Source organism: Tersicoccus phoenicis (assembly GCF_001968835.1).
GTDB classification, from domain to species: Bacteria; Actinomycetota; Actinomycetes; order Actinomycetales; family Micrococcaceae; genus Tersicoccus; species Tersicoccus phoenicis.
In genome coordinates, this window is the sequence record NZ_MRDE01000021.1 from 16386 (window position 1) to 30106 (window position 13721).

Genomic DNA, 13721 nt, shown 5'->3' on the forward strand with positions numbered 1-13721 from the left:
CCGTCGAGGGATCGAACGCGACACTCCGTCACGCCCGCCCGCGACCCGACCGGCGTCGAGCGGATCCGTCGTTCAGCGCCGGAGAAATGATCAGCATGCTGACAGCGTAGAAGGGTCGACCGGTCTCGCCCAGTGTCCGCACCCCTTGACGGCAGTCCGGTGATGCCCGCGCCGGCTCGGCGCGCGGGGTTGTCAGCGGAGCAGCAGGTCCTCGGTCGTCGTGTGCGGCAGGGCGACCGTCACCTGGGTGCCCCAGGGGTCGTGCACGACGACGGACGCACCGGTGTCGGCGAACGGCACCTGCTTGGTGGTCAGCCGGGCGGCGAGCGCCTCCAGGTCCTCGCGGCCGGGCACGGTGACGGCGACGTCGCCCAACCCCAGGCTCGCTGCACGGGGCCCCGCACCGGCACTGTTCCAGGTGTTCATCGCGATGTGGTGGTGGTATCCCCCGGCGGAGGCGAACACCGCGCCCGGGTAGGAGGAGACGGTGGTCTCGAAACCGAGGGCGTCGACGTAGAACGCGGTGGCGGTGGCGGTGTCACCGACCTGCAGGTGCACGTGGCCCACCCGGCCCGCCTGCTTCGGGGCCTCCGCGAGCGTCTCCGGATCCAAGTGGCGCTGCAGGTAGGCGTTCGGGTCGAGGAACAGGGTCGACATCTGCAGTTCGCCGTGCTCGTACGTCCACCGGGACCGGTCCCGGTCGGTGTACAGCTCGATGCCGTTGCCCTCCGGGTCGGTGAAGTAGAACGCCTCGCTGACCAGGTGATCGCTCGAGCCGACGAAGCGGCTGCGATCGTCGGTCCCGGCCCGGTACACGGTCGCCGCGAGGGATGACGCGTCGTCGAACAGGAACGCGGTGTGGAACAGACCGGCCTGGCGCGGGTCGACGGCGGGCAGCCCGGGTGTGGCGATCAGTCGCACCATCGGCGTGGCGCCACGGCCGAGCACGCGGTGCACCTCGGTGCCGCGGGAGCGTTCCTCCAGCGGCTCGAGGGCCAGGGCGTTCGCGTAGTAGGAGGACATGCCCTCCAGATCGCCGACGCGCAGGGACACGGCGTCCATGGCGGTGCCGGCGTTGAGGGTGATGCCGTCGACGGCGGGAGTGGTGGAGGCGGTGGCGGACTCGGTCATGACGACCTCTCTGGACAGGCTTTCCGGACGTGGAGCGGTGAGTTCGGGAGTCCGGGCGCGACCGTGGCCGCGCCCGGACGGGCTGGCAGTGGGGAGCGGGCGGCGATCAGCGGACGAGACCGAAGCCCCCGGTCCAGGCGATCTTCTCGCCGGCCGCCAGGTTCAACTGCAGGAAACCCAGGGCCTCCAGCTCGTGGGCGCGCGCGAGCGAGCCCGCGTCGAGGGCGCTGACGCCACCGGCCTCGATGGCCGCGGCGAGGGTGCCCTTGGCATCGGCGTCGTCACCGGCGATCAGCACCGTGGTCTGCAGATCGCCGACCTTCTTGGCGGACAGGGTGGCCGCGAAAGTCGTGTTGAACGCCTTGAGCACGCGGCTGTTCGGCAGCTTCTGGGCGATCTGCTCGGTGGCGGAGGAGCCGGCCGGGACCACCAGGGAGTCGAAGGTGGAGAAGTCGAGCGGGTTGGTGATGTCGACGACGGTCTTGCCGGCGAGCTGGTCGCCGTAGGCGCCGAGGATGCCGTCGACCGCCGGGTAGGGCACCGCCAGGACGACGACGTCGCCCTCGAGTGCGGCGCTGCCGGACTGCTCGTGGCTGATGTAGGTGACGCTGGTGCCGCCGTCCGCGAGGACGCCGCCGATCGCGTTCGCCATGTTGCCGGTTCCGATGATGGTGATGGTGGCCATGACTGACTCCAATTTCTATGGGGACGGGCGAGTCGGCCCGCTTACTTGTAACTACAACCAACTTCCCGGATGTATTCCCGGCGCGCCGAGTTGCGTCGTCGAACTCCTGCCCGATAGCGTGTGAGCCGCATCACCACAACTGAAATCGCCTCTGCGCCGTGGCGGGAGAGTCCCGCCAGCCATCGCTGAGCGGGCGCCGAAGGAGCAACTCCTCCCCAGGAATCTCTCAGGCACCCGGTACCGCCGCGGCAAGGCAACTCTGGAAAGCAGTCCGGTACGGCCGGATTCACCGACGGTGCAAGCTGCCCATCCACGTGCAGCGAAAGCTCTCAGGTCCCATGACAGAGCGGGGAGGAACCCGGCCCAGCGCTCCGGCGCCTTCACTCCTGGAGTTCCTCGTGATGATTCAGCGCCACCGGTACCTGCTCGTGCGCTGACCGGGCCACGACCGGATCGATCCCCAGACTCACCTGCGGTCGTGCGCCTGCGTCGCGCCGTTGCGACGCCGCCCGCACGTCCTCGAAGGAGAACACTGCCATGGCAGGTACATCGACCTCGCGCCGGAACGCAACCGGCGCCCCCACCGACACGGGCCACTCACCGCACCTGGCCCGCCAGTTGTCCAACCGTCACATCCAGCTCATCGCCATCGGCGGGGCGATCGGCACCGGCCTGTTCATGGGGTCCGGCAAGACCATCTCCGTCGCCGGGCCCAGCGTGATCTTCGTGTACATGATCATCGGCTTCATGCTCTTCTTCGTGATGCGGGCGATGGGCGAACTGCTGCTCTCCAACACCAACTACAAGTCCTTCAGTGACTTCGCCGGGGACCTGCTGGGCCCGTGGGCGGGCTTCTTCACCGGGTGGACCTACTGGTTCTGCTGGGTGGTCACCGGCATCGCCGACGTGATCGCCATCGCCGGATACGCCAGGGAACTCGTCCCCGGGATCCCGTTGTGGGTGCCGGCGGTCGCGGCCATCGTCATCCTGCTGGCCCTGAACCTGCCCACCGTCAAGGCGTTCGGTGAGACCGAGTTCTGGTTCGCACTGATCAAGATCGTCGCCATCGTCGCGTTGATCATCACGGGCCTGGTGATGATCTTCACCGGTTTCCAGTCCGATGCCGGTCCCGCCACCTTCGCCAACCTGTGGAGCCAAGGCGGCTTCTTCCCGAACGAGTTCATGGGCTTCGTGGCCGGCTTCCAGATCGCCGTGTTCGCGTTCGTCGGCATCGAGCTGGTGGGCACGACGGCGGCCGAGGCGAAGGATCCGGAGAAGACACTGCCGCGCGCCATCAACGCGATCCCGATCCGTGTGCTCCTGTTCTACGTCGGCGCGCTGATCATCCTCATGTCCGTCACCCCGTGGACCGAGTTCCGCGCAGGTCACAGCCCGTTCATTGCCACGTTCGCGCTGGCGGGCCTCGGCATCGCCGCCACCGTGGTGAACCTGGTGGTGCTCACCTCGGCCATGTCCTCGGCGAACTCCGGCATCTACTCGACCTCCCGGATGGTCTTCGGGCTCGCCCAGGAGGGTGACGCGCCGGCGATGTTCGGCCGGCTGTCCGGCCGCAAGGTGCCCCAGAACGCCCTGTTCCTGACCTGCGTGCTGCTGCTCGCGGGCGTGGTCCTGCTCTATGCCGGCAAGGACGTCGGCGCAGCGTTCGACATGGTCACCACGGTGTCCGCGGTCTGCTTCATGTTCGTCTGGTCGATGATCCTGGTCAGCTACCTGGTCTTCCGCCGGCGCCGGGCGCGGCTGCACGAGGTTTCCGCGTTCCAGATGCCGGGCGGCCGGGTGATGGTCTGGGTCGTGTTCGCCTTCTTCGCCTTCGTGCTCTGGGCGCTGACGACCCAGCCGGACACGTTGGCGGCGCTGGCGGTGACGCCGATCTGGTTCGTGGTCCTGGGCGCGGCGTGGCTCGTGCTGCGCCGCCGCCCCACGCACCAGGCGCGCTTCGAGCAGTTCAAGGCGGAGCTGGCCGAGGACCGGGAGGCGGAACAGGAGGAGGTCGCCCGGTAGAGCGGCCGTCTCGTGGGGCTGGCCACCGGAATATCCGGTGGCCAGCCACCGCTGCACGGGCGTGACCCGCTTCGATCCTCTCGCGCACTCCCCCGACGACCGGCTTCTCGACGTCGTCGTCATCGGCGCCGGTCAAGCGGGGCTGAGCGCGGCTCACCATCTGCTGCGCAGCGGCCTGCGCTCGTGGGACGACGTCGTCGTCCTGGACGCGAACGACGGGCCCGGTGGTGCCTGGCGGCACCGCTGGGACTCCCTGACCCTCGGAGCGGCGCACGGCATCCACGATCTGCCCGGCCTGCCGCTGGGCACGCCGGACCCCACCGAGCCGGCCAGCCGGGTCGTCGCCCGGTACTACGGGGCCTACGAGGGCGCATTCGAGCTTCCGGTGATGCGCCCGGTCGCCGTCGCCTCGGTGGACCAGGAACCGGACGGCGTGTTCACCGTGACCGCTCGGGACGGCCGCCGCTGGCGGACCCGTGCCGTCGTCAACGCCACCGGCACCTGGGACAGCCCGTATGTCCCGCGCTATCCCGGCATCGCGTCCTTCATCGGCCGCCAGCTGCACACCCGCGACTACACGGCCGCGACCGACTTCACCGGCCGGCGCGTCCTCGTCGTCGGCGGAGGCACCTCCGCTGCCCAGTTCGTGCTCGAGCTGCACCGCGCCGGCGTCGACACGGTCTGGAGCACCCGCAAGGCACCTCACTGGACCGACCGGGCGTTCGACCAGGACTGGGGCCGGGACGTCGAGTCCGCCGTCACCGGCCGTACGGTGCGCGGCCTGGCGCCGCTGTCCGTCGTCGCCGCCACCGGGCTGCCGCTGTCCCGCCCGTACGTGGCCGCCATCGAGTCCGGCCGGCTTATCAGCCGAGGCCCGCTGCGGCGGCTCACGCCCACCGGCGCGGTGCTGACCGGCCCGGGACCGGACGGACACGGTGTCCCCTCCCAGGGGGCGGCCGACCGGCTGATCGACGACGACGTCCGCGCGCGCGTGCCCGCCCTGCCGGGACACCCCGTGCCCGACGGCGAGGACGGGTGGGAGGTGCCGATCGACGTCGTGCTGTGGGCCACCGGCTTCCGCGCGTCGCTCGGCCACCTGTCTCCCCTTCACCTGCGCGAACCCGGCGGGGGCATCGTGATGGAGACCGACGGCGTGACCGTCCCGAAGCGACCCGGCCTGTTCCTCGTCGGCTACGGCGCTTCGGCGTCCACGCTCGGGGCCACCCGCGCCGGCCGGAGAGCCGCCCGCGCCGCGGTGCGGTTCGTGTCCCGGCCGGCGGCGGAGGACGCCGGTGACGCGAAGGAGGACGTCAGCGCCTGACGCGTCGCCTCGTCGTCGTCGACTATCGCCGATCTGGGGTTTCGGCGGCCCCGAATTCCCAGATCGGCAATAGTCGAGGACCACCGGAGGCGACCGGGGCGTTCTCCGGCGCCGGACACACAAAAGGCAGGGCTTCCGCCCTGCCACTGTCAGGATATCTCCCACCCCGGGGCTTGCGGCAAGGCCCCCGGTGAGCGCGAGAATCTCCAGCCGGAGCCCCGGACGGGGCCGACGGAGGGAGTTTCCATGATCGACGTCATCGTGGTCGGCGCGGGTCCGACCGGCCTGATGCTGGCGTCCGAGCTGCGCCTGCACGGCGTCTCGACGCTGGTGCTGGACCGGGAACCCGAGCCGACGCCGTACGTGCGTGCCCTCGGCCTGCACGTGCGCAGTATCGAACTGCTGGAGGCGCGCGGTCTGCTGGAGCGATTCCTCGCGCAGGGCACGCGGCACCCGCTCGGCGGGTTCTTCGCCGGCATCAGCGGTCCGGCGCCGCGCGACCTGGACACCGCGCACGGTTACGTGCTGGGCATCCCGCAGACCGTCACCGACCGGCTGCTGGCCGAGCACGCGGCCGAGCTCGGTGCGCAGATCCGGCGCGGCTGCGGGCTGGTCGGGCTGCGGCAGGACGACGACGGCGTGCAGGCGGAGCTGACGGACGGCATCCGGGTGGCCGCCCGCTGGCTCGTCGGCTGCGACGGCGGTCGCAGCACGGTACGCCGGCTCAGCGGCATCGACTTCCCCGGCGAGCCCTCCCGGATCGACACGCTCCTCGGCGAGATGAAGGTCGACGCCCCCGCGGAGGAGGTGGCCGCCGTGACGGCCGAGGTCCGCCGCACCGAGTTCCGGTTCGGGTTGATGCCCGTGGGCGACGGCCTGTACCGGGTCCTCGTCCCCGCCGACGACGTGGCCGACGACCGGGGCACGCCGCCGACCCTGGACGAGGTCAAGGACCAGCTGCGGGTTTTCGCGGGCACCGACTTCGGCGTGCACTCGCCCCGGTGGCTGTCCCGGTTCGGGGACGCCACCCGGCTCGCCGACCCCTACCGCGTCGGCCGTGTCCTCCTCGCCGGGGACGCCGCCCACATCCATCCGCCCGTCGGCGGGCAGGGACTCAACCTCGGCCTGCAGGACGCCGTCAACCTGGGGTGGAAACTGGCCGCCGACGTCGCCGGCTGGGCGCCGGACGGCCTGGTGGACAGCTACGCGGCCGAGCGCCGCCCGGTCGCCGCGGACGTGCTGGAGAACACGCGCGCCCAGATGGTCCTGATCTCCTCCGGCCCGGGTCCGGAGGCGGTGCGCGGGCTGATCGGGGAGCTGATGGAGATCGACGGGGTGAGCCGCTACCTGACGGAGAAGATCACCGCGATCAGCGTCCGGTACGACCTCGGTGACGGGCACCCGCTGCTCGGTCGGCGCCTGCGCGACGTTCCGCTGCACCGGCACGGGCGGCTGTACGGCCTGATGCACGCCGGTCGGGGCCTGCTGCTGGATCAGACGGGCGACCTGGCGGTCGGCTGGTGGGAGGACCGGGTCGACCACGTCGTGGACACCAGCGACGAGCTCGACTCGCGGGACCTGCCGGCGGTACTGCTGCGGCCCGACGAGCACGTGGCGTGGGTAGGGGAGGACCAGACCGACCTCCTCCGGGCGCTACCGACCTGGTTCGGGTCCGACGCAGGGGCGTGAGCGGCGAGCCCCGACGTCAGAGCACCTCGCCGATGTCCTCGGCCCACACCTCCGGGTAACGCTGCTGGAACTGCTCCATCAAATCCCGGCACGCCGGGTCGTCGAGCACGACGACGTCGACGCCCCGGGACCGCAGCAGCCCCAGCTCGCCAGAAAAGGTCTGCGCCTCCCCGACGACGACGCGGCGGATCCCGAACTGGATGATGGCACCGGTGCACATGGCGCACGGGGCGAGCGTGGTGATCATGACCGCGTCGGCGTAGGAGCGCATCCGCCCGGCGTTGCGCAGGCAGTCGATCTCTCCGTGCGCGGTGGGATCGCCGTGCTGGACCCGCTGGTTGTGGCCGACGGCGACGAGCTCGCCGTCGACGACGAGCGCGGCGCCGATGGGGACACCGCCCTCGGCGAGCGAGGCGGCCGCCGCCTCGCGGGCGCGGTCGACGTGGTCCGGGGAGAAGGTGAAGGCCATGCCCGTACCGTATCCCGACGAGTCGGCCCGGACAGACCGCTCCGGGGGCCGTGGCAACGGCTGGCAACTGCTCCGCTTCACGCGGCGCGCGTGTCAGGCTGGCGGTGACCCACGGATCCCATTCGAAGGAGAATGACGTGCCCGAGACCGCAGCCGCCTGGATGGATACGTCCCTGCCCCCGCGGGAGCGTGCCGAGAAGCTGGTCGCCGCGATGACGCTGGAGCAGAAGATCGCCCAGCTGCACGGCGCGATGGAGACCATCGACATCTACGCCCTGTCCAACGCGGCGGCCGCCAACGGTGAGGATCTCGAGCAGCTCGCCGCGCAGATCCGCATCGAACGGCACGTGGCCGGGATCGAGGAGCTCGGCATCCCCCGGTTCCGGATCACCAACGGCCCGGTCGGCGTCGGGATGGGCGACGGCACGCCGAGCCCGAAGGCCACCTCCCTGCCGATGTCCATCGGCCTGGCCGCCGGCTTCGACCCCGCCCTGGCCCGCGAGTACGGCGACGTCATCGGATCCGAGACGGCCACCCTCGGTCAGCACGTGCTGGAGGGCCCCGGCGTGTGCCTGCACCGGACCACCATCTCCGGCCGGAACTTCGAGTACTTCTCCGAGGACCCCTACCTGTCCGGCGTGATGGGCGTGGAGGTCACCAGGGCGATCCAGGCGCACGACGTCATCGCCATGGCCAAGCACTTCGTGCTCAACGACCAGGAGTACGAGCGGTTCCGCGCCAGCGTCGAGGTCGACGAGCACGTCATGCGGGAGCTCTACCTGCTGCCGTTCGAGATGGTGGTCAAGGACGCGCAGCTGGCCGCGATCATGAGCTCCTACAACCGGATCCGCGGCGTCTACGCGACGGAGAACCGGCCCACCCTCACCGACATCCTGCGCACCGAGTGGGGTTTCGAAGGCTACGTGCAGTCCGACTTCTGGTCCTGCCGGTCCGCCGCCCCGTCCCTGAACGCGGGCATGGACCACGAGATGCCGGACGCCAAGTGGCTGAACGAGACCAACGTCAAGAACGCGCTGAATGACACCAGCCTCGAGCTGGCCACCGTGGACCGGGCCCTGATCCGCCGCTACACCCAGATGTTCCGGTTCGGTCAGTTCGAGCGGCCCTACGCCCCGGGGGAGATCGACGCCGCCGCGCACGGGGCGATCGCCCGGCGCATCGGCGGCCAGATCGCCGTGCTGCTGAAGAACGACGGCGAGCTACTGCCGCTGGACCCGAACGCCGGCTCGATCGCCGTCATCGGGCAGGCGGCGTACGTCGAGCAGGCCTGCCTGGGCGGCGGCGGCTCCTCCAAGGTCGATCCCCTGTACACCGTGCCGCCGCTGCAGGGTCTCCGGGACGTGCTCGCCGACCTGGGCGGGTCCGCGACGGTCACCTCGGTCACGGTGGCCGACGACCTGGCCAACCTGGCCGAGGCGAAGCGGGCCGCCGCCGACGCCGACGTCGTCGTGCTGATGGCCGGGCTGATCGCCACCGAGGGCGCCGACCAGGCCGACGCGAACATGCTCAACGACCAGAACCGGATGCTGACCGAGCTGCTGGGCGTCAACCAGCGCACCGTCGTCGTGCTCAAGGACAGCAACCCGGTGCTGATGCCATGGATCGACGCCGCCCCGGCCGTGCTGGAGGCGTGGAACCAGGGCGCCGAGGACGGGCATGTGGTCGCGGACCTGCTGTTCGGCGTCGTCAACCCGTCCGGGAAGATGCCGACGACGGCGCCGCGAACCGCGGACGACACCCTCTACGCGCGCAACCCGGAGCGGTACCCGGGCACGGACGAGGGCGACGGCTACCCCGTGATCCGCTACTCCGAGGGCCTGCAGATGGGTTACCGGTGGTTCCAGGGGCAGGGCATCGATCCGCTGTTCGGCTTCGGTCACGGCCTCTCGTACACGACGTTCGACGTCGCCGACGTGTCCGTCGACGCACCCGACGGCGTGGCGGCCCCGGTCACGGTGAGCGCATCGGTGACCAACACGGGGTCCGTCGCCGGGGCCGAGGTGGTGCAGGTCTACCTCGGGGTGCCCGCGGCCGGTCAGCCCCCGAAGCGGCTGGTCGGGTTCGCCAAGGTGCTCGTCGAGCCGGGTGCCACCGAGCAGGTCACCGTCATGATCGACCCGGCAGCGTCCAACCACCCGTTCGCGGTGTGGGACTACGCAGCCCGGACCTTCGCACCTGTGACCGGGGACCACACGGTGTACGTGGGCACCTCGGCGGCGGACACCCCGCACACGACCGCGATCCGGGGGGCGTGAGCAGCCCCGACACCCATGATGGGGACGGCGACGGTTGCCGAGCGGGTATCGTTCCGTGCGGAGGAAATCATGACCGCTGCAGCACTGAACTACGAGGCGTTGTTCGATGCCACCCCCACCCCGTACCTCGTCCTGACACCGGACTTCGTGATCGTCGGCATGAACGCGGCCCGGGAGCGTGCCACCGGGATCCGGCGCGAGGAGATCATCGGCCGGGACATCTTCGAGGTGTTTCCCGACAACCCGCGGGATCCGACGGCGACCGGCGTGCAGAATCTGCGGGCGTCGCTGGAGCGGGTGCTGGCCACCAAACGGTCCGACACCATGCCGATGCAGAAGTACGACGTCGTCGATCCCACCACGGGTGAGTTCGTCGTCCGGTGGTGGAGCCCGATCAACGTTCCTGTCTTCGACGACGACGGTGAGGTCGGCCTCCTGATCCACCGGGTCACCGAGGTGACCGAGTGGATGCAGGCCCGGACGAGACGCCAGCAGACGGTCGACGTCACCCTCGACGAGGCCGACAGCGATCTGTACACGCGGGCGCAGGAGTTGCACGCCGCCTGGATGCAGGCGACGTCCGACGTGGAGAACTTCCGCGACGCGATGCAGTCTCAGCGGGAGATCGGTCAGGCGGTCGGCATGCAGATGGCGAAATTCGACCTGGACTCCGAGCACGCGTTCGCGCTGCTGGTGCGGGAGTCGCAGCACCGCAACATCAAGCTGCGGATCATCGCCCAGGAATACCGTGCCGGGCGGGCCGGTCTCCAGCCCCGCCAGTAGTCGACCCGTCTCGGCGTCACCGAGCTTCCCGTCCGCCGAGGACGCTCCGGCTAATCGTTCGGCTGGTCCGGTTCCGCCCCGACGATGATGCGGCGGACGACGTCGACGTCGGCGTTGGTTCGGCGGTGCTCGTCGAGCAGCCCGTTCTTCTCCTGCAGCGTGTCCGTCAGCTGGGTCCAGCAGAAGCCGGCGAGACCGGCCGAGTCGTGGACGGCGCCGACGAGGTCGCGCAACCGGGCGAGGAACGCCTCCTCGTCGCTCACCGCCCCGTAGCCCTCCCAGTCGGCCGCGGTTGCCGTACCGGAACTGCAGCACGGCGTCGTCGTGCGTGTAGTCGTGGACGCCGACGACGTCGCCGACACCACTGAGGAGCACCCCATGAGCGACACCGCTCCGGCATCGCCGACGCGCGGGCACCGTGGTCGAGGTCGATCCGCTCGAGACCGGCGTCGTGCTGCCCCAGGAGCCGTGGACGTTCCACGCCGATGAGCAGGCGGAGCACATGGCGCGGAACGACTGATTGCGGACCACACCTCAAGTACTACGATGTAGCACATGAGTGAAGTGGGCATTCGAGCACTCAAGCAGAACGCGTCCAGCGTCGTCGGCGCCGCCGCCGACGGCGAGACCATCACGATCACAGACCGGGGCCGTCCGGTGGCCCAGCTGACCGCCCTCCCGACGTCGCCTCTCGACGCGCTGCGGACGTCAGGGCAGGTGCGACGCGCGCGGCAAGCCCTGTCCGCCGTTCCGGCGCCACCACCGGGCCCCGACCTGACGGCCGTGTTGCTGCGGATGCGAGAGGACGAGCGGTACTGACGTGGTGCATTACTGTGACACGTCGGCTCTCGTCAAACTGGTGACCGCCGAGGCCGAGACGGTCGCGCTGCGCACCTGGCTCTCCGAGGCGACGAGGGAGTTGATCTCGAGCGACCTCACGCGCACGGAGCTGATGCGGGCCGTGCGTCGGGCGGCTCCCGAGCTGGCGCAGCAGGCGCGGCTGGTGCTCGACTCGATCGACCTCATCCGGGTCTCGACCGCGGACTTCGATGCGGCCGGGCGCCTGGACCCCGTCGACCTCCGGTCACTGGATGCCCTCCACCTCACGATGGCGATGCGGCTGGGCGACGACCTGGAGTCGTTGGTCACCTACGACGAACGACTGGCTCGCGCCGCCGCTCAGTACGGAGTCGGCGTGTCGACTCCTGGCTGACCGCGACCGGGTGACGCGCACCGGCTAGCGGTCCTCTCCCGTGATGATCGCCCGGAGCAGGGCGAGGGCGGCCTTGGGCCGGCGGTGCTCGTCGAGCAGCCCGTTCTTCTCCTGCAGCGTGTCCGTCAACTGGGTCCAGCAGAAGCCGGCGAGACCCGTGGAGTCGTGGACGGCGCCGACGAGGTCGCGCAACCGGGCGACGAACGCGTCCTCGTCGGTCACCGCCCCGTAGCCCTCCCAGTCGGCGGTGGAGGTGTGGAAGCCGACGCCGCCGAACTCGGAGAGCACGACGGGCAGGTCCCGCACATCGTCCGCGTCGGACAGCAGCAGGCGGCGTCCGCCGGGCCGCCCGTGCCGCAGGGTCGCCTCGACGGCCGTACGGTCCTCGTACCGGGACCGCAGCACCGCGCCGTCGTGCGTGTAGTCGTGGACGCCGATCAGGTCACCGGCCACCCACTCCCAGCCGTCGTTGCCGATCACCGGCCGGGACGGGTCGAGGGCCTTGATCAGCCCGGTCAAGCCGCGAACGGCGTTTCGCTGGGACTCATCCGTGGCGACGTCGGGCACCCCCCAGCTCTCGTTGAACGCGACCCAGGCGACCACGCACGGGTGGGAAGCGTCGCGGGCGACGATCTCCATCCACTCCCCCGTGGTCCGTTCCAGCGTCAACGAGGAGAACCGGTAGGCGGCGGGCGCATCGGCCCAAACGAGCAGGCCGAGCCGGTCGCACCAGTACAGGAACCGCGGGTCGGCCACCGTCTGGTGCATCCGGATGCCCGTGAAGCCGAACGACTTGGTCAGCTCCACCTCCCGCCGCAGCGCGTCGTCGTCCGGGGCGGCCAGGTGCGACTGCGGCCAGTACGCCTGCTCGAGCACCAGCCGCAATCGTGTCGGACGGCCGTTGAGCAGGAACCGGCCGTCCTCGGTCGCCACCGTGCGCAGCCCGACGTAGGAGCCGGCGCGGTCAAGCGTGGCGTCGCCGTGCCGCAACGTCAGTTCGACGTCGATCAGGGTGGGGTGCTCGGGGCTCCACAGCAGCCGGTGCGGCTCGGCGGTGAAGCGCGGGTCCACCAGGTCCAGGCTCGCGCGGGCCCGGCCGTCGACGACCCCGACGGCGACGCTTCCCAGGACCTGGCCGTCGTGCCTGAAGACGGCCTCGAGGGTCAGCGCCGGATCGTCGGCCTGCCCTTCCGGAACGGCAGCCCGGGGGTTCAGGCCGTGCTCGACGGCGACGCGGGCGTCCCGCTCGTGCTGCGCGACCCGGCCGTGCTGACCCGCCACCCGGGCGTCGAGTGCGATCTCCCCGGGGCGTGCACCGGGCGTCCAGCGGACGCTCGCCAGGTGGGTCGACGGAACCGCCTCCGCCCACACCTGCCGCCAGATGCCGGTGGTCCGTCGGTACCAGATGACGTGCGGCTCGGGCTCCCAGTCCTGCTTCCCGCGCGGCTGTTCTAGGCTGCGGGGGTCGTCGAACACCCGCACGACGATGGTCTGTCCGGCGCCCCCGGCGCCCCCGGCGGCGTCGGCGCCTCCGGCGTCGGCGGTGTCGCCGTGGCCGCCGAGCGCGTGCGTCACGTCCAGGCAGAAGCCGACGTGGCCGCCCTCGTGAGCGCCGACGTGGACGCCGTTCACCCACACGTCCGCCCGGTGATCGACGGCGGCAAAGTGCAGCAGCATCCGGTGGCCCGGCGGTGCGACCAGCGTGGCGGTCCGACGATACCAGACGATCGCGTGCCCGTCCTCCCCCACGCCGGAGAGCGCCGACTCCGGCGGGTACGGCACTCGGATGATGCGGTCGAAGGGCACGTCCCGGCGCCACCAGCCGGCATCGAGGCCGCGGTCCTCGTCGTCGAACCGGAACTCCCAGTCGCCGTCGAGGTCGAGCCACTGCTTCCGGGTCAGCTGCGGTCGTGGGTGCAGCCGTGCGGGCTCCGGCTGACCGGTGGTGGACGCGTCGGTAGTCATGGCCCGATCCTCGCAGGTCGCAGGACGGGTGCACCGGGCGGCGCCCCGGCATCACGGCCGCGCCCTCTCCCGACGGCCCGTTCGAGCCCCCCTCGTCACCACGGCCGTCGGCCGCTATGATCCGCTGACCGGCAACCTCGACGTCGAGGGCACCGGCCGGCCGAGGG

At 70.8% G+C, this 13721-nt stretch carries 13 protein-coding genes and 2 riboswitches; of the genes, 7 read left to right on the plus strand and 6 right to left on the minus strand.

Annotated elements, in window-relative coordinates:
* Window positions 1-192 precede the first annotated feature (192 nt).
* The 3 genes from BKD30_RS04630 to BKD30_RS16070 all read right to left on the minus strand — a co-directional run bounded on the left by BKD30_RS04630 (window position 193) and on the right by BKD30_RS16070 (window position 2355).
* Complete coding sequence (locus tag BKD30_RS04630; protein WP_076702689.1) at window positions 193-1131, minus strand: VOC family protein; 939 nt, start codon at window positions 1129-1131, stop codon at window positions 193-195.
* A 106-nt stretch (window positions 1132-1237) separates the two neighbouring features.
* Complete coding sequence (locus BKD30_RS04635) at window positions 1238-1816, minus strand: NADPH-dependent F420 reductase (protein WP_076702691.1); 579 nt, start codon at window positions 1814-1816, stop codon at window positions 1238-1240.
* A 152-nt stretch (window positions 1817-1968) separates the two neighbouring features.
* Window positions 1969-2069, plus strand: a riboswitch (glycine riboswitch).
* Between the two features lies 1 nt (window position 2070).
* Window positions 2071-2171: riboswitch (glycine riboswitch) on the plus strand.
* 25 nt (window positions 2172-2196) lie between these two features.
* Window positions 2197-2355: a hypothetical protein gene (locus BKD30_RS16070; protein ID WP_159440543.1), complete on the minus strand. Its 159-nt coding sequence runs from the start codon at window positions 2353-2355 to the stop codon at window positions 2197-2199.
* Here BKD30_RS16070 and cycA point away from each other — a divergent pair.
* The 3 genes from cycA (at window position 2354) to rox (ending at window position 6848) form a co-directional block, all read left to right on the plus strand.
* The gene (gene cycA / locus BKD30_RS04640) at window positions 2354-3838 is read left to right on the plus strand and encodes a D-serine/D-alanine/glycine transporter (protein ID WP_076702693.1); all 1485 of its coding nucleotides are present in this window, start codon (window positions 2354-2356) and stop codon (window positions 3836-3838) included. The genes BKD30_RS16070 and cycA overlap by 2 nt on opposite strands.
* Window positions 3839-3899: 61 nt before the next feature.
* Window positions 3900-5159, plus strand: coding sequence for an FAD-dependent oxidoreductase (locus BKD30_RS04645; RefSeq protein WP_076702757.1), 1260 nt, complete (start codon window positions 3900-3902; stop codon window positions 5157-5159).
* A gap of 246 nt (window positions 5160-5405) precedes the next feature.
* Entirely contained in the window at window positions 5406-6848 is a 1443-nt protein-coding gene (gene rox, locus BKD30_RS04650) for a rifampin monooxygenase (protein WP_076702695.1), read from the plus strand.
* 16 nt (window positions 6849-6864) lie between these two features.
* Here the strand turns inward: rox and BKD30_RS04655 are convergent, their stop codons facing one another.
* A complete protein-coding gene (locus BKD30_RS04655; RefSeq protein WP_076702697.1) occupies window positions 6865-7317 on the minus strand; it encodes a nucleoside deaminase in 453 nt (150 codons plus the stop codon).
* 137 nt (window positions 7318-7454) lie between these two features.
* Here BKD30_RS04655 and BKD30_RS04660 point away from each other — a divergent pair, with 137 nt between their 5' ends.
* Complete coding sequence (locus tag BKD30_RS04660) at window positions 7455-9593, plus strand: beta-glucosidase family protein (RefSeq protein ID WP_218189252.1); 2139 nt, start codon at window positions 7455-7457, stop codon at window positions 9591-9593.
* A gap of 69 nt (window positions 9594-9662) precedes the next feature.
* Window positions 9663-10376, plus strand: coding sequence for an ANTAR domain-containing protein (locus BKD30_RS04665; protein ID WP_076702700.1), 714 nt, complete (start codon window positions 9663-9665; stop codon window positions 10374-10376).
* A gap of 50 nt (window positions 10377-10426) precedes the next feature.
* Here BKD30_RS04665 and BKD30_RS04670 read toward each other — a convergent pair whose 3' ends face one another.
* A complete protein-coding gene (locus BKD30_RS04670) occupies window positions 10427-10639 on the minus strand; it encodes a hypothetical protein (protein ID WP_076702702.1) in 213 nt (70 codons plus the stop codon).
* A 292-nt stretch (window positions 10640-10931) separates the two neighbouring features.
* On the opposite strand from BKD30_RS04670, the gene BKD30_RS04675 reads away from it, so the two are divergent.
* Complete coding sequence (locus BKD30_RS04675) at window positions 10932-11195, plus strand: type II toxin-antitoxin system Phd/YefM family antitoxin (protein ID WP_076702704.1); 264 nt, start codon at window positions 10932-10934, stop codon at window positions 11193-11195.
* A gap of 1 nt (window position 11196) precedes the next feature.
* The gene (locus tag BKD30_RS04680; RefSeq protein ID WP_076702706.1) at window positions 11197-11589 is read left to right on the plus strand and encodes a type II toxin-antitoxin system VapC family toxin; all 393 of its coding nucleotides are present in this window, start codon (window positions 11197-11199) and stop codon (window positions 11587-11589) included.
* Between the two features lie 24 nt (window positions 11590-11613).
* Here BKD30_RS04680 and BKD30_RS04685 read toward each other — a convergent pair whose 3' ends face one another.
* Entirely contained in the window at window positions 11614-13554 is a 1941-nt protein-coding gene (locus BKD30_RS04685) for a sugar-binding domain-containing protein (RefSeq protein WP_076702708.1), read from the minus strand.
* Window positions 13555-13721 lie beyond the last annotated feature (167 nt).

Excerpts from the sequence above, each read along its gene's own strand:
- BKD30_RS04630 (WP_076702689.1), bottom strand. The coding sequence starts at position 1,131 with ATGACCGAGTCCGCCACCGCCTCCACCACTCCCGCCGTCGACGGCATC.
- BKD30_RS04635 (WP_076702691.1), bottom strand. The coding sequence starts at position 1,816 with ATGGCCACCATCACCATCATCGGAACCGGCAACATGGCGAACGCGATC.
- cycA (WP_076702693.1), top strand. The coding sequence starts at position 2,354 with ATGGCAGGTACATCGACCTCGCGCCGGAACGCAACCGGCGCCCCCACC.
- BKD30_RS16070 (WP_159440543.1), bottom strand. The coding sequence starts at position 2,355 with ATGGCAGTGTTCTCCTTCGAGGACGTGCGGGCGGCGTCGCAACGGCGC.
- rox (WP_076702695.1), top strand. The coding sequence starts at position 5,406 with ATGATCGACGTCATCGTGGTCGGCGCGGGTCCGACCGGCCTGATGCTG.
- BKD30_RS04655 (WP_076702697.1), bottom strand. The coding sequence starts at position 7,317 with ATGGCCTTCACCTTCTCCCCGGACCACGTCGACCGCGCCCGCGAGGCG.
- BKD30_RS04665 (WP_076702700.1), top strand. The coding sequence starts at position 9,663 with ATGACCGCTGCAGCACTGAACTACGAGGCGTTGTTCGATGCCACCCCC.
- BKD30_RS04675 (WP_076702704.1), top strand. The coding sequence starts at position 10,932 with ATGAGTGAAGTGGGCATTCGAGCACTCAAGCAGAACGCGTCCAGCGTC.
- BKD30_RS04685 (WP_076702708.1), bottom strand. The coding sequence starts at position 13,554 with ATGACTACCGACGCGTCCACCACCGGTCAGCCGGAGCCCGCACGGCTG.